Origin of the sequence: Pseudomonas oryzicola, assembly GCF_014269185.2 — a bacterium.
In the GTDB taxonomy this organism is placed as follows: Bacteria; Pseudomonadota; Gammaproteobacteria; order Pseudomonadales; family Pseudomonadaceae; genus Aquipseudomonas; species Aquipseudomonas oryzicola.
The window spans coordinates 2,363,359-2,388,453 of the sequence record NZ_JABWRZ020000001.1 but is presented as its reverse complement, the minus strand read 5'-3'; the positions used below and the strand labels follow the sequence as shown (position 1 = coordinate 2,388,453).

The window sequence follows — 25,095 nt, the reverse complement described above, 5'->3', positions numbered from 1 at the left end:
AATGAGCATTCCGAGGCTGTTTGCAACGCAGCATCACCGAGTATCAAGGCTTTGCACACAGAGCCTAGGCAGGGGTTATCGGTAGCCACAGGGTCGCACGCAACCCATGCGGCAACTGGTTGCGCAGCGCCACGCTGCCGCCCAACCGCGCCATGATGGTACTGACAATCGATAACCCCAGCCCCGCGCCATTGGCCGAGCCCTTGCTGTAGAACCGTTCGAACACCCGCTGTTGGTCGGCCACGGCGATGCCCGGCCCTTCGTCGTCGACACTGACCCATAGCGCCTGCCCTTCACGCTGCAGGGTCACGGTGATGCGCCCGCCCGGCGGTGAATGGTCGACGGCATTGGTCACCAGGTTCTGCAAGGCGATGCCCAGCGCGCCGGCGTCGGTATGCACATGGTAGTCGCCAGCGGCGATATCCAGCGAAGGCTCGAGCCCACGCTCCAGTATCCACGGGGTCAGGTCGGCCAGGGTCTCGGCCACCACCCCCTGCAGGTCGACCAGCGGCCAGTCACGGCGACCGGGTCGGGGCTCCAGGCGGGCCAGGGTCAACAGTTGGTTGACCACCCGGGCAAGGCGGTCGACACCCCCCATGAGAAAGCCCAGGGCCTTGTCCCGCTCGGCGGTGCTGGCGGCATTGAGGGCGTTCTGCGCATGCAGGCGCAGGACCGCCAAGGGGGTGCGCATCTCGTGGGCGGCATCGGCGATAAAACGATGCTCGCGGCTCAGCAGGTCGCCGATCTGGCCGAGCAGGCGGTTGATCGCCGCTTGCATCGGCTCCAGTTCCTTCGGCAGTGGCACCAGTTGCAGGGGTTCGAGTGAGTCGGCGTGGCGGGCACGGATGACCCTGGCCATGTTCTGCAGCGGCCGCAGCCCCCAGCCGATAGCCGCCCACACCAGCAAGGCCAGGGCCAGGCTGCCGAACAGGAATGGCAGCAGCGTGTGCCGCACGATGCGTTCGACCAGGTCGATACGCACGTCGCTGCGTTCGCCAACCCAGATCACCCAGCGCTTTTCCGGGACCGGCAAGACGAAGCTGCGCCAGCGTTGCGTACCCACCACCACATCGGCGAAGCCCGATACCTGCGGCGGCTGTTGTAACTGCGGAGCACTGGGCGTGTGTACCAGCAAGGTGCCGTCGTCGGCCCATACCTGGAACGCCAGCTTGCTCTCGTAGGGGTGCCCGACCCGGTGCCGCCCGGCTTTGCTCAACGCCTCGTCGAAGGCGCGGTACAGCTCAGCACGGCTCTGCTCCTGCACCGGCAGGCTCATGATGCCCTGCAGCAGCCGGGCATTCTGTGCCAGGTGGGCGTCGTACACCTCGGCGATTTCGTGGCGGCTGTCGTGGTAGTTGTACAACGCCAGCAGACCGCTGCCGAGCAGCAACAGCAGCATCACCCGCCACAGGGTGCGTTGGCGCAGCGAGTTCATGCCTTGCCTTCCACCAGGTAACCGATCCCGCGCACGGTACGGATCAGCCCGTTGAAGAGCTTCTTGCGCAAGTGGTAGATGTTCACTTCCAGGGTGTTGCTCTCGGGCTCTTCATCCCAGCCGTACAGCAACTGGGTCAGGCGCTCGCGGGTGAATACCTTGCCCGGCTGGGCCAGCAGTTCGTGCAGCAGCAGGTATTCCTTGGGCGTGAGCACCACCTGCTGGCCCTGGTAATGCACCTGCTGGGTAGCCGGGTCCAGGCATACCCCGGCGTGCTCGATGAGTAACCGCGCGCGGCCGCTGCTGCGGCGCAGCAAGGCCCGCAGGCGGGCCTTGAGTTCGTTGAGGTCGAAGGGCTTTACCAGGTAGTCATCGGCGCCGGCGTCCAACCCGGCGATACGATCGTCGGTGGCGTCGCGCGCAGTCAATACCAGCACCGGCAGGCTGTTGCCGGCGGCGCGCAGGCGCCGCAACAGCTCGATGCCATCCAGGCGTGGCAAGCCCAGGTCGAGGATGGCCAGGTCGAACGTCTCGTGACACAGGGCATGCAAGGCGCTGGCGCCATCCTGCAGCCAGTCGAGGGTATAGCCCTCGCGGCGCAGGCCGTCACAGATCCCCTCCCCCAACGCAACGTCATCTTCCACCAGCAGCAGGCGCATGCTCAATCCTGTTTGTCCTTGATCGCTTTGAGTAAAGCATCGATTTCACCGCGCCGGCCCTGGTCCGCCAGTTCCCGGCCTGGCCGGGGCGGTGCCTGCAGGGCCTTTTGCAGGGCGGCGCGGGCTTCATCATAGCGCTTGAGCCGGTACAGGTGGTCAGCCCAGAAGTAATTGCTGTCGATGCCGTCGGGGTTGATCGCCAGTGCCTGGCGCAGCAGGCCCTCGGCCTTGGCCTGGTCGCCGAAGCTCAGCGGCCAGCCCGGCACCTGGTCATACAGCGCGCCCAGGCTGGTGTAGGCCGAGCCCTGCAACGCCTTGGGGTCCGCGGCCAGGGCCTGTTCCAGGCTGGCGCGGGCGGCCTTGACCTTGCCCAGGGCCCCCAGCCCCCCTGTGGCACCCGCCCAGCTGCTGTTGACGATGCCATCCCAGATCAGTGGCTCGGCCGCGCCCGGGTGCTGACGCACCAGCGCTGCCGACTGTACCGCCAGGGCCTCGAACGCCCCGGCACGCTGGGCTTCAGGCATCTCATAGCGAATCACCGCCCAACGCTGCTGAATGGCAGCGAGCTGCTGGGTGCCATTCTGGTCAAGGGCCCAGGTGAATGGGGCGATGGCCAGCAGGCTGGCCAGTAACAGACGTTTCATTTGCTCGACTCCTTGTTGTGCCAGGTGCTGTAGCGGCGAATCAGCGGCAGTTGCTTGCGCAGGGCGCGGTCGACCACGCCCGGCAACATGCCGTTGAGGCGCACGAAGAGTTTTTCCGGCCAGCCCAGGTACAGTTCGCTACGCTCGGCCTGCACCGCGTCGAGCACCGCGCGGGCCACGTCCTGCGGGTCGTCGACGCCCACCTTCAAGGCCTGGTTGAGGGCCTGCGCGGCACTGCTGTTCATCGCCGTGCGGGTGGTGCGCGGTGCCGCATACAGCACGTTGACCGAGGTATCGGCCAGCTCGCGGCGCAGCGCCTCGGAAAAACCGCGCAAGGCGAACTTGCTGGCGCAGTAGGTGGCATAGCCGGGGTAACCGATCGAGCCATAGATCGACCCCACGTTCACCACCAGCGCACTGGGCTGCTCGCGCAGCAGCGGCAGGAACAGGCGGGTCAGCTGTATGGCGGCCTTGACGTTGAGATCGAACAGCTCGTCCAGGGCGGCTTCGTCCAGCTGTTCGAGCAAGGCGAAGCGGTTGACTCCGGCAGCGTTGATCAGCAGGTTGCAGTAGCCCAGCGCCCGGGCCGCTGCCAACACATCGCGGCGGCCTTCGGCACTGCGCAGATCGGCTTGCTGCCAGTACAACTGCTGCGGGTAGCGTGCCATCAGCTCGGCCAGCTTGCCCTTCTGCCGGCTGACCGCCAGCACCCGCGCACCGGCGCTGCACAACTGGTCTGCCAGTTCCAGGCCGATACCACCGCTGGCACCGGTGAGCACCGCCACGCAATCAGGCAGGCGCATGCTGGGCCTCCTGCTGCGCGGCATGCGGCAGCCCTTCGAACATGGCGGTGTACAGGCGATACACCACTTTGGCGGCGTGGATCACCGCCTGATGATCCTCAGGGTCCTCCAGGCGGTTCATCAGGCCACGGTAAGTGGCCATATGGTCCTGGTCCAGCGCGCCATGGGAACTGAGGTAGCTGAACGCCCGGTCCGGCAGGCCGAGGCTACCCTGCAGGGTCCCGGCGGCCTGGGTCGCGAGGGCAATGCTGGTGCCTTCGAGGACGTTGACCATGCCGAACAGCCCGACCGGGTTGCCACGGGCGATCTGATCGTAGAGAAACGCCACCATCAGCTCGATCGGCAATGCCGGACGGCCACTCGCCACCTGCAGCGGGTCGCCACCACAGGCGGCGATGTCATCGAGAATCCAGCGCTCATGGCCGTACTCCTCCTCGATGTACTCGCACACTGCGCCGCGCAGCCACTCCAGCCGCGTCGGCAAACGCGCTCCGCAGGCCATCATCAGCGGCACGGTATGCCGCACATGGTGGTAGGCCTGGGTCAGAAACGCCACATAAGCCTCGAGGCTGGCCTTGCCGGCCAGCGCGTCGCGGATGACCGGGACATTGAACAATGCCGTACGCTCGTCGGCGGTTTGGTGTTGCAGCCTATCGAAAAAGAGCATGGCAAACCTCGTGGGTCATTGAAGGTCGGTTAACAAGCTGTGGTAACACCGCAGGATCTGTTCGCGGCGCGGCCGGCCGTTGGCGGTCAGGGTTTGCCCGGCGGCGCTCAAGGGTTCGGGCAGGCGCCGCCAGGCATGCACCCGGGCGTAGTCCGGCAGCCCGGCGTTGGCCTGGCGCACGGCTAGCTCGAGCGTGTGGTCATCGGCGTGCGGGTCCAGCGGCCAGAGCAGCGCCAGGTTGTGTGCCAGGCCTTCGCCGTGGACGAAGGCCTGGGCGATCACCCCGCCCTGGGTCAGCTCGGCCTCGACCCACTCGGGGTTGACGTTGCGCCCGAAGCTGGTGCTGTACTGGTGCTTCTTGCGCCCGGCCAGGTAGAGGAAACCGTCGTTGTCGAAGTGCCCGAGGTCACCGGTCGACAACCAGGGTGCGTCGAACGCTGGCTCGCCCAGGTAGCCGAGCAACGCCGAGCCGGCCACCTGCACCTCGCCATCCTCGGCAATGCGTACCTGCACATGCGGCAGCGGCCGGCCGACACTGCCCGGGCGCCTGGCGCCGGGGCGGTTGAGGCACACTACCGAGGCACATTCGGACAAGCCGTAACCTTCGAACACCGGTAGCCCGACCGCCTCGGCACGCGCCAGCAGGCTCGGCGCCACCCGTGCCCCGCCTACCGCCACGAAGCGCAACGGCCCCACCCGCATCAGGCCACGCTCGATGGCCGTGACCAGGCCGAGCAGCAGCTGTGGCACCAGGATCAGGCTCTCGGCACCACTCAAGGCGATGGCTCCCAGCAATTGCTTGAAGTCGACCTGGCTGGCGCCACGGAAACCCAGCTGCGCCTGCGGGTACAGGACAATGCTCGCCCCGGCCAGCAGGGCCGCATACAGGCCGAGGTTTTCCAGCAGCACTGCCAGCGGCAACACCGCCAGGTACCTGGTCGGTGCCGTCGGGCGGCTGGCGGCCTCGAGTTCGCGCGCGACCCGCAGCATGGCCTCGGCACCCAGGCAGACCCCCTTGGGTGCCCCGGTGCTGCCGGAGGTGTAGGTAATCTTTGCAGTGCCCGCTGGCAAGTCCACGCCCGCGCTCGGCGGGCGGCTCCAGAAGCGCTCGCCGGCACTGAAGCCGCAGGCCTGCAGATCGTCCGCGAAAGCCTCGTCGGCCAGCGCCAGCACCGCGCCACTCTGCGCCAGGCAATGACGACGCTGGGCACTGCTGAAGAACGCCGGCAGGATGACGGTGGGGCGCGCCGCGAACAGCGCAGCCAAGTCCCAGAGCAGCGCTTGTGGCCCGTTTTCCAGGGCCAGGACGAAAGTGCCCGGCGGCTGCGCGCTCAGCCAGGCCTGGCGTTGTTCGACCTCATCCAGCAACTGGCGATAGGTGAAGCGCTCGGCAGCCCCCAGCAGCGCCGGTTGCGCCCCCCGGTGGCGGGCATGCAGTTGCAGCACTTCCTTGAACAGCTGGCATTCATGCGGCATGGCCAGCCTCCGGCACGCTGCTGGGCAACCCCAGTCGTTCGAACACACCGCCACGGGCCAGGGCTGCATGGCCGTAACCGATGCTGCCGACGAACACCTGCGGATGCTGCGCGTAGTAGCTGCCCCAATTACCGGCGTCGCCATTCAGCCGACCAGGATCGGCCATGGCCAATGCCGTGGGCACCAGGCCCAGGCGGTGGAAACTGTTGACCAGGGTCGCGGCCCCGGTAAAGGCTACCCATTGCAGGCCGCGGGCGGCCAGCAGCCAGGTCACGGCAATGATCATGATCCGCGCACTGCCAGCGCTGAGCGCGGCCAGGTTACCCACTTCGACCAACTGCGCACGGCTCACCGGGCTGGCTGCCAGCCGGGTCACGGCCACCTCCAGCGGCTCATCCAGGTAACGTTCGATAAAGGTCGGGCCGGTGCTGGCCTGGCGGATGCCCACAGCGGCCATCAAGCGCCCGTGGCTGTCGTGCAGGCCAAGCAGTTCGGGCAGGTAATGCTGCACATCGGCATGGTGGGCGCAGGCAAAGCGGGCATGAATGAACTGCTCCAGCTCGTCGCGCCCTGGTTCGCCCGGGTGTTTCAGGGTCAGATGGGCGAGGCGGTCGCCGTGGCTGCCGATCGCCAGCGGAAACAAGCTGGGGCTGTCTGGCTGGGTCATAGCTGTCCCCCTTCAAGTAGGTGTCGAGGGGGAGTATCGGGGGCGAATCTGAAGCCAATCTGAAGTGCTACATTTGCCATGGTCCGCAAGCGCACTCACAAGGAACAAAGATGCGCCACGAATTCAGCGAAGTGCTCAACGACCTGGTCGACTATTTTCTGCTTGGCGATATCCAGCTGCTCGAGCGCTTCAAGCTGGAACACCAGCTGCCCGACGACCTGGCCCATGCGTTCACCCACGGCGACAGCGGCGACCAGGCGGTACGCGAAGGCATCGTGCTGCCGCTGGCAGGGGTCGACAACCTGCCCTACCGTATTCTGTTCACCCTGGACCAGCACACCCCGGCCCTGCGTGAACCCGGCAGCCGCCTCAAGCACCGCCGCAACGGCTACGTGCTGCGGGTCGAACACGGTGCACTGATGCTGTACACCTGGCGCATCCTGCAACATTTCACCCCCAAGACACTTGGCGACCTGATGGCGCGCTACCAGGTGCCGGGGCGCCCGATCATCACCCTGGACAATGGCTGCTATGACGTCGAGGTGCTGGCCGGCGCGCTGGTGCGCGATGGGCTGTACGAACCGGCGTTCGAGTTCGTGCTGACCAAACGCTGGAGCCAGGGTGAGGCAGCGGCGGTGGATACCGGGTATGCCTTCGGCTTGCGCGGGTACTTTGACTGACCGCTGGCCAGTACCAGCCCCTTCGCGGGTTCACCCGCGAAGGGGCTGGTGCCCCCCGTCTCAGGCGTGATGGATATCCCGGTCCTTGGTCTCCGGCAGGAACAGGATACCCAGCACCGCAGTCATCACCGCGATCACGATCGGGTACCACAAGCCGTAATAGATATCGCCGGTCGCCGCCACCATGGCAAACGCCACGGTCGGCAGGAAACCGCCGAACCAGCCGTTGCCGATGTGGTACGGCAGGGACATCGAGGTATAGCGGATACGCGCCGGGAACAGCTCTACCAGCCACGCGGCGATCGGCCCGTAGACCATGGTCACGTAGATCACCAGGAGGGTCAGCAGCAACAGCACCATCGGGTAATGGATCTTTGCCGGGTCGGCCTTCTCCGGGTAGCCCGCCTCTTTCAAAGCGCCGCTCAGGGTGGCGGTGAAGGCCTCGCTCTGCGCCTTGAAGTCGGCCGCCGCCAGGCTGCTGCCGTCAAAGCTTGGCAGTACCCGTTGGCCAATGCGGATCTGCGCCACGCTGCCGGGCTCGGCCGCTTCGTTGGTATAGGGGATGGCCCGCTTGGCCAGCAGGCTCTTGGCGATATCGCACGAGCTGGTGAATCTGGCCTTGCCCACCGGGTCGAACTGGAACGCGCACTGGCCAGGGTCGGCTACCACCACCACCGGGTTCTGCTCCTGGGCGACGAACACGTCCGGGTTGCCGTACTGGGTCAGTGCCTTGAAGATCGGGAAGTACGTCAGCGCTGCGATGATGCAGCCGGCCATGATGATCTTCTTGCGGCCGATGCGATCGGACAGGCTGCCGAAGAAGATGAAGAATGGCGTGCCGATCAGCAACGAGCCGGCGATCAGCAGGTTGGCGGTCTGTGGCTCGATCTTGAGCATCTGCAGCAGGAAGAACAGCGCATAGAACTGCCCGGTGTACCACACCACCGCCTGCCCGGCAGTACCGCCCAGCAGCGCCATGATCACCACCCGCAGGTTGTCCCAGCGGACGAACGACTCGGTCAGCGGGGCCTTGGACGCCTTGCCCTCGGCCTTCATCTTCATGAACACCGGCGACTCGTTGAGCTGCATGCGGATGTACACCGAAATGGCCAGCAGCAGGATCGACAGCAGGAACGGCACGCGCCAGCCCCAGGCCTCGAATACCTCGGTGCCCATGGCGGTACGGCAGGCCATGATCACCAGCAGCGACAGGAACAGCCCCAGGGTGGCAGTGGTCTGGATCCAGGCGGTGAAGAAGCCACGTCGCCCCTTGGGCGCATGCTCGGCCACATAAGTGGCAGCGCCGCCGTACTCGCCGCCAAGCGCCAGCCCTTGTAGCAGGCGCAGGGTGATCAGGATGATCGGTGCCGCGACACCGATGGTCGCGTAGCCGGGTAGCAGGCCGACCACCGCCGTGGACAGGCCCATGATCACGATGGTGATGAGGAAGGTGTGCTTGCGCCCGATCAGGTCGCCCAGGCGGCCGAACACGATGGCGCCGAACGGGCGTACGGCAAAGCCGGCGGCAAAGGCCAGCAGGGCAAAGATGAACGAAGTGGTTTCATTGACCCCGGCGAAGAAATGCTTGGCGATGATCGCCGCCAGTGAGCCGTACAGGTAGAAGTCGTACCATTCGAACACCGTGCCCAGGGACGAGGCGAAAATGACCTTGCGCTCCTCCCGGCTGATACCGCGTTGGGGCGCGCTGCCCGTGGATGCTTCGTCGAGAACCGCCATGGGGTGCCTCCGTCTTGTCGTCATGCAGGCCGGGAGCACCTCATCCGCTGTTTCACCGTCGCACCCAGGCCCTGGGGGCTTGCTTTGGTTATGCGAAGCACGACGAGGCAGGCCGCCTCGGATCGCAGCAAGGTTACTGAAGCATAATAGGCTTTGGCGGAATAGCCACTGCGGGCCGCGGCTACAGCACCGGCCCTTTCAGCTCGACCTGGTTGCCATCCGGGTCGTAGCAGTACAGCGACAGCCCCTCACCTTCAGCGCCATAGCGTTTTTCGGCTGGCGCCACCTGCACCCCCGCGGCTTGCAGGTATGCCCTCAGTGCCGGTTCGTCGAACGGCTCGATGCGCAGGCAGAAATGGTGCAGGTTGCGCCCCTCGGCCCCCGGTGCCGCACCGCCAGGCTGGCCCAGCGGGCCGTCGAGGGTGACCAGGTCGATCATCGCCGTGCCGGTGGCCAGGTGAACCATGCCCAGGTCTTCGCGCACGCGGCTGACCGTGCAGCCGAGCAGCTCGGTGTAGAAGGCAATGCTGCGCGGCAGGTCACTGACCCGCAGTACCAGGTGGTCGATGTGCTTGATGGCAAACGGGCGCATGCCGGGCTCCTTGTGGTGGTCGGCTTCCAGAGGCAACGCCCATCACCATAGCTCACGGGCACATGCCCCGACCATATCCCGCTATTCGTTCACCAAGCGTTGCAGCACGCCCCCTTCATGCCGGGCCAGGATACGCAGCAACTGGTCGACCAGGGCCCGGTCCGGTGCATCCAGGTGGAAGTGGTGCCCGCCCGGGTGCCAGGACACCTTGGCGTGGCTGGGCAAGGCCGCCTGGCGCCGGGTAAAGGCCTCACCGGTGAATGCTCCCTGACGACCGAACAGCAGGTACAACGGGCAGCGGATCTGGCTGAGCAGCTCGCAGGCTTCGCGCTCGGTCAGCGGCATGGGTTCGGGCAGCACCAGGCGCGGGTCGTGGCGCCAGCAATAGCCATCGCCCAACTGCAGCAGGTCGCGCAGCGCCAGCAGGCGTGCCGCTGCTTCCGACAGCTCGGTGTCCAGGCGTTCGCGACGTTGCTCCAGCGCGGTGTCCAGGTCTTCGAAACGGCACACGTCCGGCTCGGCGAAACCCTGCAGTTGGCTACGCTGGACCATGCGCTTGAGCCGGTAGGCGCGGGCCAGATGTTCGACGCGGTCGTGCTCGGCCACGGTGAACGGTGCGCCCATGCCGTCGAGGAAGGTCATGCTGGCGATACCGCTGGTCATGGCCGCAAGGAGCGATGCCACGCCGGTGCCCATGCCATGGGCCAGCACATGAAACTGCCCCAGGCCCAGGCTTTCGGTCACCGCCAGCATGTCCTCGGCATGCTCCCACAGGTAATAACCACTGTCGTGGCGGCGATGATCGGAGCGGCCGTGGCCGACCAGGTCAGGGGCGACCACGAAGCAACCTTCGAGCATCGGTGCCAGGCGCTCGAACGAGGCGGCATTGTCCAGCCAGCCGTGCAGGGCCAGCACCGGTATGCCGTCCTCCGCCCCCCAGGTGCGTACCGCTATTTCAATACCGTCGAGGTCCAGCAGGTGATCCTTGGGACTGCACAGCGAATGCATCGTAGTTCTCCCTGATAGAGCGCCGGCCCATGGCCAGGCATCACATGACACCGGCCCATACCCCATACGCCGGCGCCATCCACACGACATGCCTACCCCATGCCTTGCTCCACCATCTCCCAACAGCCCTGCCCGCGCTGCTCCCCTACCGACGCTCTCGTGCACAGGACCGACCTTGCATTCACCTAAATACCACCGTGTGCCGAGGCGAACCCTGTCGACTGATGCCTCCATTGACCACGGAGTCTTCCGCATGACCAGCACACCCTTGCCTTTCCATCAGGCCCAGATTGTCCGTAACCTGCCCAGCTGGTGCCGAACGATGCACCCCGAGCATACCCGCCGCGTCGTGCAGAGCATCCGCAAGGACTACCTCGACGAAAATGGCTCGCCTTACGCTTGGTACGCTGCAGCCAGCGATGAAGACCAGGCGCATTTACGGCAGCTGATCAGCGCCCGCGATGCCGGGTTCAAATCGCTGCGCGGCCTGCTCGAGGACTTCAAACAGATCAGCGAATTCTGCAAGCCTTTGCTCGACAGCGGGCTGGGCCCGGATGTCAAAGCGGACCAGGCCCAGTACCTGCACCAGCCGTTCAAGGAGTACACCACGCTGGTGAATGTCCCCGGCTTCGATTTTTCCCTCGGCGGTGACGATAGGTACATCAAGCGCCCCGAAGGGCCGCCCCAGAAGCGCTCGCTGCTGGAGGCCGCCCTGCACAATTTCGAAGGCACCGACGAAGTGGGCCCGTTCGACACCCTGACCCTTGGCCCGGACAGCGACGCCTCACTTCCTGGGCTGGAACCCGAAGCGTTCGTGAACCTTTGCCGAAGCCTGGACCTGGGCCGGCAGTATCAAGACCACCTGCAGAGTATCCATGAAGGCCCCAGAAAAGCCGCAATCGAGCAGCAGTGGATCGATGCAAGCCAGCAGGCACTGAAAACCGAGGCGATGATCGCTTACCTCAAGAGCCTGCTGACGCTCAAAGGTCGCGATGCCCTGGTACAGCTATGCGACAACGAAAGCACGCCTCGCTATGGCGAACACAAGCTTCGCTGCTGGCGCTTCAGCCTGCTCGGCATCCCGATTCATGGCGTACTGCTGCTGGGCCCTGATGAAGCCGACCAGACCAACCCCTGCATGCTCTACATTCCCCAGGATGCACAACACCCGCTGAGGGAGTTCGCTTCTTTGCAAAAGGCCGGTGCTCACATACGTCAACGCCTGCTGCAAACCACGTTTCGCCAGCACTTGATCAGCTTCGCTGACAAGGACCACCAGGTCGAGTTCAGCCGCAAGCTCGAACATGCCCTGTTCGAGCAGGGTACCTCCACGCGCAGACCCAAGGACAAGCCTGAACTGCACTTCAAGCGAACCCGCCTGGCGCATCCCATCTGGCAGGTGCTGTACACAGACCACAAGCGCCGCCTCAAGGCAACTGCCAGAACGATCGCGGTACCAACCGCCGATGCCGATGCCAAGGCACGCAAGGAACGGCTGCAACACTGGCTGGACGCCGGCATGAATGTTCTGAACGTGGCCGCCTTCTTCGTGCCAGGGCTGGATGCCGCGATGCTTGGGGTATTCGCCTACGACCTCATGGATTCGGTGTTCACCGGGTTCGAAGCCTGGGAAGAAGGCGATACCCAGCAAGCACTGCAACAACTCGAGTCGCTGGCCATCAATGCCGCCGTTGTCGCCGGCTTCGCCGCCGGCAGCAGCGCGCTCAAGGCATCGGGGTTCGTCGATGCGCTGGAAAGTGTCTTGAAAGGTGGCCGCGAACGGCTTTGGCACCCTGACATGGGCCCTTACAGCACCTCGGACTCCTTGCCGGTCGGCATGCCGACAAATTCCGAAGGGCTCTACATCTTCGATGGCAAAAGCCACGTCTGGCTGCAAGGCAAACTGTACGAGGTGTTCGAAAGCGACGGGCAGTGGCATGTGCGCCATCCGAACGCCGCCGATGCCTACGCGCCGGCCTTGCGCTACCTCGGCGACCAGCGTTGGCAATTGGCCCATGACAACCCGCTCGAATGGGACGATGCGCAGTTGCTCGAAGGGCTGGGCCAATTCAGCCAGGGGCTGGATGCGTCGGAGCAACTTGCCGCGTTGCGTATTACCGGCGTCGATGCAGACACCTTGCGTCACAGCCAGGTCAACGGCTCGCGGCCGCCGGCTCTGCTGGCCGATGCCTTGCTGCGCCTGCGACTGACCAACGACGTGCAGAGCATCATCACCCGGGTGCGTCACGGCCTGCCTTTGGCTGCGCATATGAACTTCGCGCTGCCGGAATTGGTACAACTGCCGACCTGGCCCGCGAACTACAGGCTGAAGGTCTTCACCGGTGCCGAAAAATGGGGAGCGGCAGACTATTTCGGTGCGGAGCCAAAAGCAGACACAGTACAGATCGAGATCGGCCGCGAAGAGCTTGACGATGGCGAACTGAGCAAGGTTGTCCTGGCGGGGATGGATGAAGATGTCATAGAGCAGCTGCTACCCGATACGCCAGCAGAGCAGCGCCCGAACGCCCTTGACCAGCTATTGGCCAACCGCCTGTCAGCACGCCGTCGCGAAGTCTTCGCGAGCATGCTGAAACGCCATCGGGTACCGCTTGGCGACGACGCGAAGACCTTGGGCCGCCAGTTCCCCGGTTTGCCTGACAATGCCCTGGAAGAGCTCGTCGCGCATGCCGACAGCGCCGAACGCGATCGCCTGAAAAGCGGACGCGTGCCCTTGCGCGTGGCTGAAGAAGCTCGCTACCTGCAGGCCCGCGCCCGCCTCGATCGTGCCTTGACCGGCCTGTACCGAGCAGACCTGGCCAATGATGACAGCCAACTGCTGCGCGATGCATTGGTAGCCGAACAGCCGCAGGCGACTGAGGCCGAAGTGTTCGCCAGCGCCGTCGCCGACCGCTCGGGCTGCGCCGTACTGCTGGGCCAGCAGCCGATCAAGCCAGGCTTTCGCTCGCCCATGCGCCTGGCACATGGACGATTCGGTTACCCACTCAGTGGCCGAGGCACAGGCCCGATCAGCGCATACGCCGCAACACGTCGGCTCAGGTCGCTTTTCCCCTCGCTGAACAGCAGCGAGATCAGCGCCCTGAGGGTCAAACTGAGCCAGACCGGTGACCTGGGCGCGGCAGTGCGGCGACTGCAGGCAGAGTGGCAAGGCCTGAAACGCTATCTGGATACGTGGTACATGAGCCCAGGTGACATCAGCGAGCGTTTCGAGCGACAAAAATGCGCCGAGCAACTCGAGGCTGCCTGGCGGCGGGAGGGTCCCGCCAACCTGGGCACGCTCGTTCTGGAGCGAATGCAGTTGCACGAGTTGCCAGCGATCACAGCCAGCCTGCTCCACATCCGTGAGCTCAAGCTGAACGAGCTGCAGCTGCAACGACTCGACAGCACGTTCCTGTCACGTTTCCCCAACCTGGAAGTACTGGAAGTCACCAACAACCGAGAAATCGACGGGGAAGCGCTGTTCCAGGCACTCGAATCGGTACCCAGGCTGCGCACACTGGACCTGACCAACAACACCCTTGCTACCCTCTCACCCACCGCACAGCGAGTGCTGGCAGCGATGCCGAACCTGCGCCGGCTGAACCTGCGGCGCAACCAGCTGACACTGGATGAAGCGACATTGAAGTTCCTCTGCGGTCGGCCTCTGGATGTCCTGAAGCTGGGGCACAATCGCATCACGCTCGATGAAAACCTCGCCACGCGCTTCCAGGACATGATCCATCCGCAGCGATTGGAGCTGGACTTCAACCCACTGCAGCACGCACCTGATGTGCGCTACATGGCGCGGTTGCAGCACCTGAACCTGTCCGACGCTCATTTGCAGGCATTTCCACAGGGCTTGGGCACCCTGATGAACCAGTCACAGTACCAGTTGCGCTACCTGGACCTTTCATCCAACCGCATTCACCATGTTCCGGACCTGGCAAGCATCCTGCGCAGTCCTTATGCGCGAGACGTCGCCGCCCGCTTGCCCGAGCGCCGCTGGTTCTTCAACTACAACAATCTGGAAGCCGAGTCGGCCAGGCGGCTGCGAGCCAGTGGCGTCAATGTCTTCGAGCACGCCCCCGACAGGCAGGAGTGGCAAGGGTTCTGGCGCGATGCCGCGACCGACCGTCAGAAGCAGCTTTGGTCCGACCTGTTCGATCAGAACGATAATGGCGACCTGCAGGCAGTGTTGGAGCGCCTTACCGACTCGTTGGAAGCAAGAAGGGATGCTGAAGGCCTGCGTGCGCGAGTGTGGGAACTGTTGGAGCACGCCCATGGGGACACGGCGCTGCGCGAGCGTTTGAACGAGGTGGCGCAATCCTTCCCGCCAACTTGCGGTGATGCCGGCGCCGAAGCATTCAGCGCTCTGGAAGTGGAATTGCTGGCCAACCAGGCGTCAGGTTGGGCACGGGATACGGCCAAGCCGCTGCTCGACCTTTACCGCAAGTTGTACCGTCGCGAGAAAGTCAACGAACTGGCCGATCGCATCAGCCTGCGACGCGGCCTGCGCAAGCAGGCGCTACAGGCACATGCCGGCCAGTTACCGGCTCGTGATGAGCTGGATGTCCCGGCGGCCTTCCCCGATACGGACCTGGCCAGGGGCTTGGTCGACGACATCGAAGTCCGCCTGGCACTGCGCCAGTCCTTGAGCGGAAAGCTCGATTTCCCCGAACCCAGCAGCGGCATGCTCTATCGCGATACCGCAAGGATCAACCAGCAAATCATCGACAACGTTCGCGCTGCCGTGCTGGAGCTCGATGCGGACACCACCGCCAGGCAGCAGTGGATCAGCGAACAGCCGGCCTGGGTTGGCTACCTCAAGCGCCAATATGCCAGCCAGTTCGAAGCCATTAGCGACTTCTGGCGCCCAGGCCTTGATTACCTCATTTATTGCCTGGACGAAAGCCAGGAGCCGATCACTTACCTGGACGACGCGATAATCAAAGTATTGTTCCCGAAAAAGCCCGTACCGGCGCTGGACGAAAACGGCACATTGCGCAGGGTTCCGCTCAATGAGCAAGCGTATGTCAAGGCCACGAACGCCTTGGCCCAGGCACAGCAGGAGGTGGAAGCCGGGCTACTGCTGAGCCTTACCCGGCAAGCGGACATCCTCGATGCCTGAACACTGATCAATGACCACGCAGGTCTTCGAAGAAGGCCTGCCGCCCATCCACCTGGCTCGACGCACGCGGCGCTGCCGCCGCCTCTGCGTTGGCCGCCTCCACATGCCAGTAGCAGTGCCTGATCGCGCGGGTTACCGCCACGTAGGCCAGGCGCTGCACTTCTTCCTTCTGCGCGGTATCGAACGGCTGGGCATCACCGGCCTTGCCCAGCCCGGCCTGGCGATACACCTGGTTCTTGTAGGGCGAGCTGGTCAGGTACTGGCAGTCGCCCAGCATGAACACTGCATCGGCCTGCAAGCCCTTGGCACTGTGGTAGGTCAACTGGCGCAGGCGGCGCTGCTCGGCCGGCAACGCCGCTTCGGCGTGCAGCACGCCTTGCAGGTGCTCGTTCATCAGCGCCCTGTCGCTGCCCTTGCGGTAAAGCATCATCACCGTCTCGCCACGCTGGTAGTGCTCGATCAGGGTTTCACCCAGGGCTGCCTCGTCACGGTCGAACACCTTGACCGGCGAGCCTGGCAACTCGGCCGCCGGGCCACTGGCCCGGGCTTTCTTGCCGGCTATCGCCGGGGTGCCCTTGACCAGATGCTCGGCCGCGTCGATCACCTGCTGCTGGCAACGGTAGTTGTCGACCAGCATCACCCGGGTGTTGGCCGGCGACGGGAAGGCCTTGGTGAACTCCATGAAGTACTTGGGCGAACTGCCACGCCAACCGTAGATCGACTGCCAGTCATCGCCGACGCACAGCAGCGACGAATGCTGGGCATGGCGCCCGATGTGCATCGCCGGGCCACGGCGGCGGATCTCGGCGAGGCTGGCGCGCAGCCAGCTGACGATCTGCGGCGACACGTCCTGGAACTCGTCGATCATCAGGTGCGCCAGCGGCCGCAGCAATGGGTCGGGCAGCAGTTGCAGGTTTTCCGGGTTGTTTTCGCCGAACAGGGCAAACATGCGGTTGTAGCTCATCACCGGCGGCGACTGGTCCAGCAGGTGCGCCTCCAGGGCCTTCCAGTACAGGGCCAGGGCCTCGAAGAACAGCGCATCGCTGTCGCCGGAGGGGAAGCTCATCGCCGCCACGGCAGTGTTCACTTCCAGGCCGAGGTTCTCGATGAAATTCGCCGCACCGACAAAGGCATCGAGCAGTGGCGCCGGGGCCAGTTCGCCCTTGACCTTGTATTCGAAGCCGGGGCCGGCCACGGCATCACCGGCCAGCGAGGCTGCCAGGCGCCGGGCCATGGCGTAGTTGTCGAGCCAGATCAGCGGCTGGTCGCAAAAGGCCTGCAACAGGGTGCGCTTGACCGCCCACTCGGCACGCACCGCCAGCTTGGCGCCGGGGCGCTGGTACTGCGCGCTTTCCGCAGGGTCGAAGCCGAGCACAAGCAAAGGCCCCTGGCCGGCCAGACGACCGTGCACATGGAAGCGGCTGCCACGGATCTCGATGGTCTCGCGGCAGGGTTCGATGCCCTTGATCGGCCAGGCGCCGGCGGCGAACCACAGGTCTTCGATCACATCGCACAGTTCTTCGTCGCGCTGGGCAGCCAGCTGGGTTACCTGGGCGCGCTTCTGCACATCGGGGTTGTTCGGGTCCAGCGGCTTCAGTTGCAGTGCTTCGCTGCGCAACAGGCCGACCAGCTCGGCAAAGCGCGGGCTCTCGCCCAGCAGGGTGCTGTAGCACTGGTTCAGCTGCTGGCGCTGGGCATCGTTCAGGCGCAGGTCGAACGGGTTGCTCTCGGCCTCGGCTTCACGCCCGGCTGGCATCTCGTTGCCCAGCGTTTCGAACGCGCGCACCTGGCCAAAGCCCGGCAGGCTGCGCACTAGCGGCAGGATGCGCGAGTGGAACGTGCGCACCAGCTCGCGGGCCTGTGGCGGTTGCAGGTTGATCTGCCACAGGGCGAAAACCTGCAGCAGGCGCTTGATGAAGTCCTTGCGCGACTCGCGGGTGAAGGTGACCACGGTCATCGCATCCAGCTCGTAGCCCAGGTAGTGGCGCAACAGCAGGATGCGCAGCACCAGCGAGGTGGACTTGCCCGCCCCGGCCCCTGCCACCACGCAGGTGGACGGTGTGTCACTGAAAATCAGCTTCCATTGCGCGGCACTGGGTTGCGCCTCGGCGGGCAGACGCTGGGCGACATCGGCCTTGAAACGCTTCTTCAGCTCGGCAGTCAGGGGCAGGCGCCAGTCATCGAACAGGTTGTCATCCCGGCCCGGCACGGCGGCCATGTCTGGCCGGGTGTCACGGATCACCAGCACCTGGCGCCCGGCCTCGTAACCTTCCACCCGCCCGCGTTCGAACCCCTCACGCACGCCATCGGCATGGCCACTGCGCTGGCCGCTGGCGTGGCCAAGGAACCAGGAGTCGCGGTGCTGGGCCTGCAGGCGGGTCAGGCCACGCCCCAGCAGGCGGGCCGCCAGGCGGCGAAACCAAGGCAGTTGTGCAGGAGGGGTAAGGTCGGCGGGGGCCTGGGGTTGCTCGTGGGCCACGGTCACTCCGTTGAAAAACAAAATCAGCGGGCATGTTCGCCGCATCGACAAGAAATCGCCAGCGAATGCTTGCAGATCAGTGGATTAGGCGATGAAGCGAACAAAACACGCCACCTATATAATCGATTTTACTGATTATTTTGAGTCGATATTTACGCTTATTTTCGATGCTTCTTTGACGCATCATGGCCTCATTCCACCTGATTCAAGGAGCACGACCATGCTGCAACTGCGACCGTTCGAAAGCCTTGGCCATGCCAACCACGGCTGGCTCGACGCCCACCACCATTTCTCCTTCGCCGAATACTACGACCCGGCGCGCATGCACTGGGGCAACCTGCGGGTATGGAACGACGACCTGATCGCTGCCGGCAGCGGCTTCCCACCGCATCCGCACCGCGACATGGAAATCATCACCTATGTGCGGGAAGGCGCCATCAGCCACCAGGACAGCCTGGGTAACAAAGGCCGTACCGAAGCCGGCGACGTGCAGGTGATGAGTGCCGGTACCGGCATCGTGCACAGCGAGTACAACCTGGAAGACGTGGATACGCGCATCTTCCAGATCTGGATCGTGCCGGAGCGTACCGGTGAAGCACCGCAGTGGGGCACCCGGCCGTTTCCCAAAGGTGAGCGCGGCGAAGGCTTCGTGACCCTGGCCAGCGGCCGCGCGGGTGATGAGGACAGCCTGCAGATCCGTACCGATGCCCGCCTGGTGGCTGCCACCCTGCGCGCCGGTGAAACCGCCGAGTACCGCTTCGATGCCGCACGCCGGGGCTACCTGGTGCCGGCCAAGGGGCTGGTGGAGGTCAACGGGCTGCGGGCCAAGGCGCGCGATGGCGTGGCGATCGAGCAGGAGCAGGTGTTGCGGGTGACCGCCATCGAGGACAGCGAGATCGTGCTGGTCGACGTGGCCTGAAGCTTACGTCTGACGGCTTGATGCGGCCGCTCCTCAACCTGGAGCGGCTTCAGCCGGTGCCAGCCACCGCGTCGCCTGTTTCGCGGATAAATCCGCTCCTACATGGCCTGAGCGGCTTCAGCCGCGAACACCGGCTAGCCTCGCACGGCCAGTTCGGCAAGCACCTCGGCGGAGGTGGTGACCTGGCGGAAGTGATGCTTCCACAGGTCGATGCCCAGCTTGCCCGATCGATCCAGCGAGGAGCCGACTGTCATGTCGGTGACCAGGGTGGGCATCAACCCGGCATCGAACAGGGCAAAGCCAGCCGCCAGTACACAGGTCTCGGTCTGTAGCCCACACACCAGCACCCGCTCCACGCCCAACTCGCGGATGTATGCGATAGCCTCGACGCTCTGCCCATAGCCATGCTTGACGAAGACCTGGTCAGCCTCGACCAGGTTTTCGTCCTCGGCGGCCGGGTGCCAGCCGAGCTGGCGTTCGAAGGGGGTGACCTGTTCGTCGTGCAGTTCGACCGAGGCAATGGTGGGAATGTTTGCTGATAACCGGCGCAGGCCATCGACCAGCCACTCTGGCGGGCTGAAGGTGGACTGGACATCGACGATGAGCAAAACCTGGCGCATGGGCGGCTTCCGGCACTGGCAAAAGGCGCGGAGTATAACGTGTCTTCCCCCCGATAGCGCCCCACGCCTCTGCTGAAGCGGCCTTGTCGTTCTGCCCCCAAGCAGCAGAACGAACTCAAATGTTCGTCAAAGCACAACATCTTCTCGATTCAGGCGTTACGGGTAAACCGTATTGATGCCCGCAGGCGGTATCTGATAATCGCCCAGCTCTTCAGCCAGCTCCGCTACGCAGATGACCCGCGGGGTTCCATTCGGCGCAAAAACCTCTTGGCCGTCCAGCGCATTCAGAGCGACCTCGTCATGGTTGCTCCTCAAGCTGTCATGCACCTTCACCGGTTCGCTCCCTAATTTTGGTTCTGCGGCCAAACGCCGAACGCGGTGATATTGTCCGAGGCCGGTTATATTCTTTGAGACAGACGTATTAAGTTACAATTATTGGTTTTTAAACAACACCCACGTCGCACTCTGCGAATTTTCAAGACCTACATATCAAATACGACCAGTCTGCTATTTATCAAAGAAGTACCCTAGTCAAGAAACCGAATTTTCCTACCCTCGACTCAGTCGTTTAGCGCACCCACCAACCCTATTTCGATATAGCTCGAAGCAACTTATCAGAAACATCCCACAAACAGCTTCATATATAAACAGCGCACAACTCTAAACCGTAAGGCACAGCCAGCGAAACAATTGACGCTTGTCAATTTACGTTCTAGAACTCCCACTACTCCGCATTTCGCGGAGAAAAAAGGAGAATCAAATGAACGATGAATTTGGAGTTACCTTAATGAGTCTGCAGCTTTCTAAAGAATGCGAGTTAGAGGCAGAGTTTTTTGGCGGGTCTGGTAGTGCAGGAGGTTGTGGTGGTAGTGGAGGCTGCGGAGGTGGCGGAGGGTGCAACGGAGGCAGTGGCGGTTGCAAAGGTGGAGGAAATGCTATTACCAACCGCGACCCCGAGGATTAATAGGTAATCAGCGAGCGTCCTGCAAACAGGGCGCCCGCACCGACTTAGAGGACCGAATATGAATCAGATGCGCATTTATAACTATGAAATTCTTAACTTCGACCAACAGCCTACGATTTATTCAAACACGGGCTTCAGTAAAATAACTGACCCAAGAATGGTTAGCGTATTGCAGCGCCTTGAAGAAAAGCAGGAAGAAACCATTAACAAGGCTGAACTTGAGCAAATCATAAAGAACGAGCAACTCGACCCAACAGCAACAGTTGCTTTTCTGAAGTCACTCACAATTATTGGAGAACCTGCCGTATCACCCTACTTCAAGAAAACCTCCGTTTTCACTGATTGGGAAGTTTCCACCGAACTGAAATGCAGCTTGACAAAGCGACTTGGTGGAAAAATTCAGTTTCATACAACCCTTCCTGTGGAAACCATCCCCACAGACCAACCAACACTCTTCATATTCGTTTACCTAAAGCTAAAACCCAAAGAACTTAGAACGATTTACACAAACCTCGCCCAGAGGAATCCTCATTGCGGCTTCAGCGTAGGCTTCATAAGCGGGCGACACTTTCACTTAACGGCGGCGTATATTCCCGACGTGGGTAACCCATGTGCTTTTTGTACGCTCGACCGGATAGCTCACTACGAAACCTTGAGATCCAGCCAACACTACTGGAGCAAGATATGGACTTTCTGCCTAACCAGGAAAATTGATTTACCCACGACAAAAATTGACGAGTTTCAAAATGCACTCATCCTAGGAACAATTACGTCGTTTTCGCACCAACTTACTTATCATCAGAGAGCCAGGCGAACCCAAGACCAAGTTTTACTATCAAGAACACTTGACTTAACTAGCGGAGAAACTACAGAAGACTGTAATGTCCACTGGCCATTTTGTGAATGCTTAGGATTAAAACCATGAATATCTCTCATGACCAATATTTAAAATACACTCAACAGGATGTACTAGACGAAACTCTTTTTTTCCATGCCAAGGGCAACTATGTGACCCACGACTCTGTTCGACACATGAGTACGCTCCATCACATTCCTGCCAGTGAATTAGACAAACTAACCGGCAACGAACTCAGATTAAATATACTTGACAACGAACCCTCCGACCAATTTTTTTTAGCGCCTTTGTCTTCAGATCACCAGCTATGCAGAACAGACTCTTGTGACAGATTCGATGGTCGACCACTGTCTTACGACTCCCTCCGAGCCCTCCTCTCTCCGCTGCTCATAAAAGACAATTCAACCTACAGGAGAGGCTATCCAAGCGGCGGGGCCCTCTATCCGGTCGAGGTGTTTTGCGTAAACCTTAATCATGATAGTAATCCTTGGCCGGGTGGTAGCAGCGTATTACATCTATTACCCGCCTCGAAGACTTTCGAACTGCACACCCCTGAAATCAACCTGCAGAAACTCAGAAGCGCGATCACCTCTCAAGCTGCAGATACGGGCTCAGCGAGCTGGGCTCTAATTTACTTCATCTACCTTCCAAAAGCGCTATTCAAATATCGGTACAGGGGTTACCGCTTAGCACTAATGGAAGTTGGATCAATGTACATGCTAATAGATTTACGCTGCAAAGAACTCAGTTTGAGAAGTCGACCCTTGTCTGGTTTTACCGACCATGAAATCACTCGACTGCTCAGGCTGAACCCTGCATTACTTCTACCTGCATGTATTCAACTAGTAGGCTAAAACAATGAACACCCTTAACGAAGTACATACACCCAACCATGCTGATTTTGTATTTCACCGCCCAAATGCAGTAGCGCACTTTCCGCACAGTATCGAATGTGCCACACGCTGGCAAACCTATGGATCAAGCAGTGGCTGGTCAACCGTTTTAGCAAATAGCGCTCTTGGAGAACACTTCGAGCGCAAGCATTTTTACCTAGACATTCCGACACATAAACTTAGCACCCTAGACCTAGAACTAACCCCTGAAGAATGTGACGCATTCTATACAGCATTTACGCAAACCTCTAGCACTTACACGCATGACGACCTGAAAACACTTCAACTAAGCTTTACTAACGCATATAGATTAACCAACTTCACAGCATGCAGAATCCCCACAGCCTGCATTTCAATTTTACCTAGCGAAAATCCTACAGACAACTTGATCTACCCAATGAGGGACACTTGCGGATGTAGTGCACACGTTACTTTGGAGCATTCAATCACCGGAGCGCTAAAAGAGTCGTTAGAGCGACAATTCTTGCTACGGTTCTGGCTGACAGGCGTATGCACTGAATCTCTCGAATTCGAACAGGGCTACGCAGCGCTCAGGAACAGCGCAAGCCTACAACTGTTCAGAGAGCTAAAAAAGTCTGGAAAACTAACCATACTCAATCTTACCGACAACAACTCTCCCGGCAGCTGCATCTTGCTTTATTATGGAAACGACAACAACCAAAGGCAACCCGTTCAATATTGCGCAGGAATGGCTTATGCCAAAAACACCAGCGACGCCTTAGAAAAAGCAACAATAGAATTATGGCAAACTTTCCGATTCATGCACTCCCTCTATAACGAACCATTCAAAACAGACAACATTGAAGACCCATATTTGCGACACTTTATCAATTGCAACCAATATGACACCTACCAAAACATTACCAATATCGCCAAACAAGAGACCCGCAACACTGCGCAGTTGAACCCAACAGAATTTAACCTAAACAATATCATATCCGCAATAAATAGACAGAACCTAGACGGATACCTGTATGTATCGCAGTCAAATTTCAATAAGTCTACCCTATATTTCTGCAAATACGTTTCACCAAATTTATTCCTACACATGAACAACGCCTCACATTTCAATCTGCGCAATCGATATTCTCAATCGTTTGAAAATAGCATCCTTCCGAAACAATTAAACAAAATGGTGCCATTCCCATGAATAGTCATACCATCTCCTTAGCATCACAACTCAATGGAATTTTAAAAATATCCCGGATATTAATTAAAGAACATCTTAGAGAACCCTCCGCCCTTCTGTGGACAGGCCTCGCCCCTTGCCTGATGTTCATGATCGTGACATCCAGCTACCGGCCAGGCAGCATGGATTACCAGACGGATGCCGCCTGGTTCTACGCATACATTTCCGCAAACGTGGCGTTTTTCGGCTTCAGTTTCTACCTGATCGGGCGTCGCGAAAGTGGCTTCATTCGCTCGTTCATCTACCAACGAAAGGCCATCCTCCTGTTCCTTGCCTCGCACACTACCAGCTACACGATAATCAGCATCCTTTACTGCAGCTTGTTCTATGCCGCGACCAAACCACTCTACGGCCACTACTCGCTGACTGAGTTTGCTGTGTTGCTGGCCGGCTTCTACACTGGATACTTGGCATTTTCCTGCATCGGTCTCGCCATCGCCGCACTGCCGCTGAAGTTCAGCACCGCCGGCACTTTGTTTTCCGTGGTCTCTTTCCTGATGCTGGTTTCCGGTTATGCCGCGGCGGCCCACGCCCCACTCGCCCACTCGTGGGTCAACAGCGTCAATCCGCTATTCCTGACCACACAGATTGTCAACGGCACTTACTCCTTGTCAGGCAGTTTCATCGCCGCCTGGGCCGCGTTGTCCGCAGGCTTGCTGTTGACGGCCAGGTACTTCCGGATCCAACCCATCTGGAGTCGATACTCATGAACATCCTGACCCTTGACCGTATTGGTTTCGCCTACACTGCCGAACCGTTTCTAGAAGACGTATCTCTGCATTTGGCCAAAGGTGAGACAGTTGGAATACTAGGCTGCAATGGGGCCGGCAAGACCACGTTGTTCGACCTTATCTGCGCATTGAGAGCGCCTCGCAGCGGGAACATCGTCAATGCCTCGCACCGACAGGTATATCTGACCCAGGTGCTGACGCCTCCTCCAGCATTGCGGATGGTAGACGCCGGCGCCCTGGTTACCCTGCTGAACGCAGCCTGCGCGCCCAGTCATGCGGATATCCTTTCACGGCTGTGCACCTGGTCCCCTGCCCTCGGCCGGCGGTATGCCGAGATATCCCGGAAAAAGGCCTCCACCTGCAGCTATGGCGAGATTCGCAGCTATTTCACCCTGACGCTTTTGCTGATGGACAGCGACCTGATCATTCTCGATGAACCTACTGCCGGCGTGGATCCGGAATTCCGGCATTACATATGGCTTGGCATCAGCAGCGCCTGCAAGGACGGCGCAAGCGTGCTGGTCTCATCGCACTACACGCAGGAAGTCGTCGACTGCTGCGATCGGTTCTACATGCTGGCGCGCGGCCAACTCGATGCGTTCGCAAGCGGCGAACAATTTCTGGCAGCACACCAGGCGACCACACTCGACGAGGCCTTTATCAATGCCTCGATGCAGAGTTGACGTCTGCGCAGCAGGTGTGAAGGCATGGCACCGGCGTGTCCGTGAAGCATCCGCAACGGTGCCATCGCTGTGTGCTGTCAATATTTCGTCCGGAACGCTTGCAAGCTGCTGAGAATGCGTTGCAAGCGGATGTTTTCCCGCCACTTATAAAGGGTTCAAAGTAGCGATAGAGCAAATCGATATTATCGGTCGTTTCGCTGCAACCTACGCTCCAACATATGAAAGCAACGCGGCGCGTTGGTCCACT

General features: G+C 61.2%; 21 protein-coding genes. 8 read left to right on the top strand and 13 right to left on the bottom strand.

Annotated elements, in window-relative coordinates; all coding sequences use genetic code 11:
• Positions 1–64: 64 nt before the first annotated feature.
• The 7 genes from HU760_RS10890 to HU760_RS10860 are packed head-to-tail and all read right to left on the bottom strand — an operon-like array spanning position 65 to position 6,351.
• Positions 65–1,435, bottom strand: coding sequence for a sensor histidine kinase (locus tag HU760_RS10890; protein ID WP_186677136.1), 1,371 nt, complete (start codon positions 1,433–1,435; stop codon positions 65–67).
• Positions 1,432–2,094, bottom strand: a complete 663-nt coding sequence (locus HU760_RS10885) for a response regulator (protein WP_186677137.1) — start codon at positions 2,092–2,094, stop codon at positions 1,432–1,434. The genes HU760_RS10890 and HU760_RS10885 overlap by 4 nt, the downstream gene beginning before the upstream one ends.
• A gap of 2 nt (positions 2,095–2,096) precedes the next feature.
• A complete protein-coding gene (locus tag HU760_RS10880; RefSeq protein WP_186677139.1) occupies positions 2,097–2,738 on the bottom strand; it encodes a tetratricopeptide repeat protein in 642 nt (213 codons plus the stop codon).
• Entirely contained in the window at positions 2,735–3,541 is an 807-nt protein-coding gene (locus tag HU760_RS10875; protein ID WP_186677141.1) for an SDR family oxidoreductase, read from the bottom strand. The genes HU760_RS10880 and HU760_RS10875 overlap by 4 nt, the downstream gene beginning before the upstream one ends.
• Positions 3,528–4,208 carry an iron-containing redox enzyme family protein gene (locus tag HU760_RS10870; RefSeq protein ID WP_186677144.1) on the bottom strand — a complete coding sequence of 227 codons (681 nt, stop codon included), beginning with the start codon at positions 4,206–4,208 and terminating at the stop codon, positions 3,528–3,530. Before HU760_RS10870 ends, HU760_RS10875 begins: the two co-directional genes overlap by 14 nt.
• 15 nt (positions 4,209–4,223) lie before the next feature.
• The gene (locus HU760_RS10865) at positions 4,224–5,684 is read right to left on the bottom strand and encodes an AMP-binding protein (RefSeq protein ID WP_186677147.1); all 1,461 of its coding nucleotides are present in this window, start codon (positions 5,682–5,684) and stop codon (positions 4,224–4,226) included.
• Complete coding sequence (locus tag HU760_RS10860) at positions 5,674–6,351, bottom strand: thermostable hemolysin (RefSeq protein WP_186677149.1); 678 nt, start codon at positions 6,349–6,351, stop codon at positions 5,674–5,676. The genes HU760_RS10865 and HU760_RS10860 overlap by 11 nt, the downstream gene beginning before the upstream one ends.
• A 110-nt stretch (positions 6,352–6,461) precedes the next feature.
• Between HU760_RS10860 and HU760_RS10855 the strand changes: the two genes are divergently transcribed.
• Positions 6,462–7,031, top strand: a complete 570-nt coding sequence (locus HU760_RS10855; protein ID WP_186677151.1) for a hypothetical protein — start codon at positions 6,462–6,464, stop codon at positions 7,029–7,031.
• 60 nt (positions 7,032–7,091) lie between these two features.
• Here HU760_RS10855 and HU760_RS10850 read toward each other — a convergent pair whose 3' ends face one another.
• From HU760_RS10850 to HU760_RS10840, 3 genes are all read right to left on the bottom strand, one after another.
• Positions 7,092–8,768 (bottom strand): MFS transporter, encoded by a 1,677-nt coding sequence (locus tag HU760_RS10850; protein ID WP_186677153.1) that lies wholly within the window; start codon positions 8,766–8,768, stop codon positions 7,092–7,094.
• A gap of 181 nt (positions 8,769–8,949) precedes the next feature.
• A complete protein-coding gene (locus tag HU760_RS10845; protein ID WP_186677155.1) occupies positions 8,950–9,360 on the bottom strand; it encodes a VOC family protein in 411 nt (136 codons plus the stop codon).
• Between the two features lie 81 nt (positions 9,361–9,441).
• Positions 9,442–10,368, bottom strand: coding sequence for an alpha/beta fold hydrolase (locus HU760_RS10840; protein WP_186677156.1), 927 nt, complete (start codon positions 10,366–10,368; stop codon positions 9,442–9,444).
• A 253-nt stretch (positions 10,369–10,621) separates the two neighbouring features.
• Here HU760_RS10840 and HU760_RS10835 point away from each other — a divergent pair, with 253 nt between their 5' ends.
• Complete coding sequence (locus HU760_RS10835) at positions 10,622–15,493, top strand: NEL-type E3 ubiquitin ligase domain-containing protein (protein WP_367615769.1); 4,872 nt, start codon at positions 10,622–10,624, stop codon at positions 15,491–15,493.
• Between the two features lie 7 nt (positions 15,494–15,500).
• On the opposite strand, the gene HU760_RS10830 is transcribed toward HU760_RS10835, so the two are convergent.
• Complete coding sequence (locus tag HU760_RS10830; protein ID WP_186677157.1) at positions 15,501–18,017, bottom strand: UvrD-helicase domain-containing protein; 2,517 nt, start codon at positions 18,015–18,017, stop codon at positions 15,501–15,503.
• Positions 18,018–18,192: 175 nt separating this feature from the next.
• On the opposite strand from HU760_RS10830, the gene HU760_RS10825 reads away from it, so the two are divergent.
• The gene (locus HU760_RS10825) at positions 18,193–18,891 is read left to right on the top strand and encodes a pirin family protein (protein WP_186677159.1); all 699 of its coding nucleotides are present in this window, start codon (positions 18,193–18,195) and stop codon (positions 18,889–18,891) included.
• A gap of 134 nt (positions 18,892–19,025) precedes the next feature.
• Here the strand turns inward: HU760_RS10825 and HU760_RS10820 are convergent, their stop codons facing one another.
• Positions 19,026–19,511 (bottom strand): isochorismatase family protein, encoded by a 486-nt coding sequence (locus HU760_RS10820; RefSeq protein ID WP_186677161.1) that lies wholly within the window; start codon positions 19,509–19,511, stop codon positions 19,026–19,028.
• A gap of 156 nt (positions 19,512–19,667) precedes the next feature.
• Entirely contained in the window at positions 19,668–19,844 is a 177-nt protein-coding gene (locus tag HU760_RS10815; protein WP_186677162.1) for a hypothetical protein, read from the bottom strand.
• 427 nt (positions 19,845–20,271) lie between these two features.
• Between HU760_RS10815 and HU760_RS10810 the strand changes: the two genes are divergently transcribed.
• The 5 genes from HU760_RS10810 (at position 20,272) to HU760_RS10790 (ending at position 24,848) form a co-directional block, all read left to right on the top strand.
• Positions 20,272–20,475 (top strand): hypothetical protein, encoded by a 204-nt coding sequence (locus HU760_RS10810; RefSeq protein WP_186677164.1) that lies wholly within the window; start codon positions 20,272–20,274, stop codon positions 20,473–20,475.
• Between the two features lie 58 nt (positions 20,476–20,533).
• Positions 20,534–21,400 (top strand): McbB family protein, encoded by an 867-nt coding sequence (locus HU760_RS10805; protein ID WP_186677173.1) that lies wholly within the window; start codon positions 20,534–20,536, stop codon positions 21,398–21,400.
• 789 nt (positions 21,401–22,189) lie between these two features.
• Positions 22,190–23,395 (top strand): YcaO-like family protein, encoded by a 1,206-nt coding sequence (locus HU760_RS10800; protein WP_186677182.1) that lies wholly within the window; start codon positions 22,190–22,192, stop codon positions 23,393–23,395.
• Positions 23,392–24,144, top strand: coding sequence for a hypothetical protein (locus HU760_RS10795; protein WP_186677185.1), 753 nt, complete (start codon positions 23,392–23,394; stop codon positions 24,142–24,144). Before HU760_RS10800 ends, HU760_RS10795 begins: the two co-directional genes overlap by 4 nt.
• A complete protein-coding gene (locus tag HU760_RS10790) occupies positions 24,141–24,848 on the top strand; it encodes an ATP-binding cassette domain-containing protein (RefSeq protein ID WP_186677193.1) in 708 nt (235 codons plus the stop codon). The genes HU760_RS10795 and HU760_RS10790 overlap by 4 nt, the downstream gene beginning before the upstream one ends.
• Positions 24,849–25,095 lie beyond the last annotated feature (247 nt).

Coding starts and splice junctions, on each gene's coding strand:
- HU760_RS10890 (WP_186677136.1), bottom strand. CDS start 1,435: ATGAACTCGCTGCGCCAACGCACCCTGTGGCGGGTGATGCTGCTGTTG.
- HU760_RS10885 (WP_186677137.1), bottom strand. CDS start 2,094: ATGCGCCTGCTGCTGGTGGAAGATGACGTTGCGTTGGGGGAGGGGATC.
- HU760_RS10880 (WP_186677139.1), bottom strand. CDS start 2,738: ATGAAACGTCTGTTACTGGCCAGCCTGCTGGCCATCGCCCCATTCACC.
- HU760_RS10875 (WP_186677141.1), bottom strand. CDS start 3,541: ATGCGCCTGCCTGATTGCGTGGCGGTGCTCACCGGTGCCAGCGGTGGT.
- HU760_RS10870 (WP_186677144.1), bottom strand. CDS start 4,208: ATGCTCTTTTTCGATAGGCTGCAACACCAAACCGCCGACGAGCGTACG.
- HU760_RS10865 (WP_186677147.1), bottom strand. CDS start 5,684: ATGCCGCATGAATGCCAGCTGTTCAAGGAAGTGCTGCAACTGCATGCC.
- HU760_RS10860 (WP_186677149.1), bottom strand. CDS start 6,351: ATGACCCAGCCAGACAGCCCCAGCTTGTTTCCGCTGGCGATCGGCAGC.
- HU760_RS10855 (WP_186677151.1), top strand. CDS start 6,462: ATGCGCCACGAATTCAGCGAAGTGCTCAACGACCTGGTCGACTATTTT.
- HU760_RS10850 (WP_186677153.1), bottom strand. CDS start 8,768: ATGGCGGTTCTCGACGAAGCATCCACGGGCAGCGCGCCCCAACGCGGT.
- HU760_RS10845 (WP_186677155.1), bottom strand. CDS start 9,360: ATGCGCCCGTTTGCCATCAAGCACATCGACCACCTGGTACTGCGGGTC.
- HU760_RS10840 (WP_186677156.1), bottom strand. CDS start 10,368: ATGCATTCGCTGTGCAGTCCCAAGGATCACCTGCTGGACCTCGACGGT.
- HU760_RS10835 (WP_367615769.1), top strand. CDS start 10,622: ATGACCAGCACACCCTTGCCTTTCCATCAGGCCCAGATTGTCCGTAAC.
- HU760_RS10830 (WP_186677157.1), bottom strand. CDS start 18,017: ATGCGGCGAACATGCCCGCTGATTTTGTTTTTCAACGGAGTGACCGTG.
- HU760_RS10825 (WP_186677159.1), top strand. CDS start 18,193: ATGCTGCAACTGCGACCGTTCGAAAGCCTTGGCCATGCCAACCACGGC.
- HU760_RS10820 (WP_186677161.1), bottom strand. CDS start 19,511: ATGCGCCAGGTTTTGCTCATCGTCGATGTCCAGTCCACCTTCAGCCCG.
- HU760_RS10810 (WP_186677164.1), top strand. CDS start 20,272: ATGAACGATGAATTTGGAGTTACCTTAATGAGTCTGCAGCTTTCTAAA.
- HU760_RS10805 (WP_186677173.1), top strand. CDS start 20,534: ATGAATCAGATGCGCATTTATAACTATGAAATTCTTAACTTCGACCAA.
- HU760_RS10800 (WP_186677182.1), top strand. CDS start 22,190: ATGAACACCCTTAACGAAGTACATACACCCAACCATGCTGATTTTGTA.
- HU760_RS10795 (WP_186677185.1), top strand. CDS start 23,392: ATGAATAGTCATACCATCTCCTTAGCATCACAACTCAATGGAATTTTA.
- HU760_RS10790 (WP_186677193.1), top strand. CDS start 24,141: ATGAACATCCTGACCCTTGACCGTATTGGTTTCGCCTACACTGCCGAA.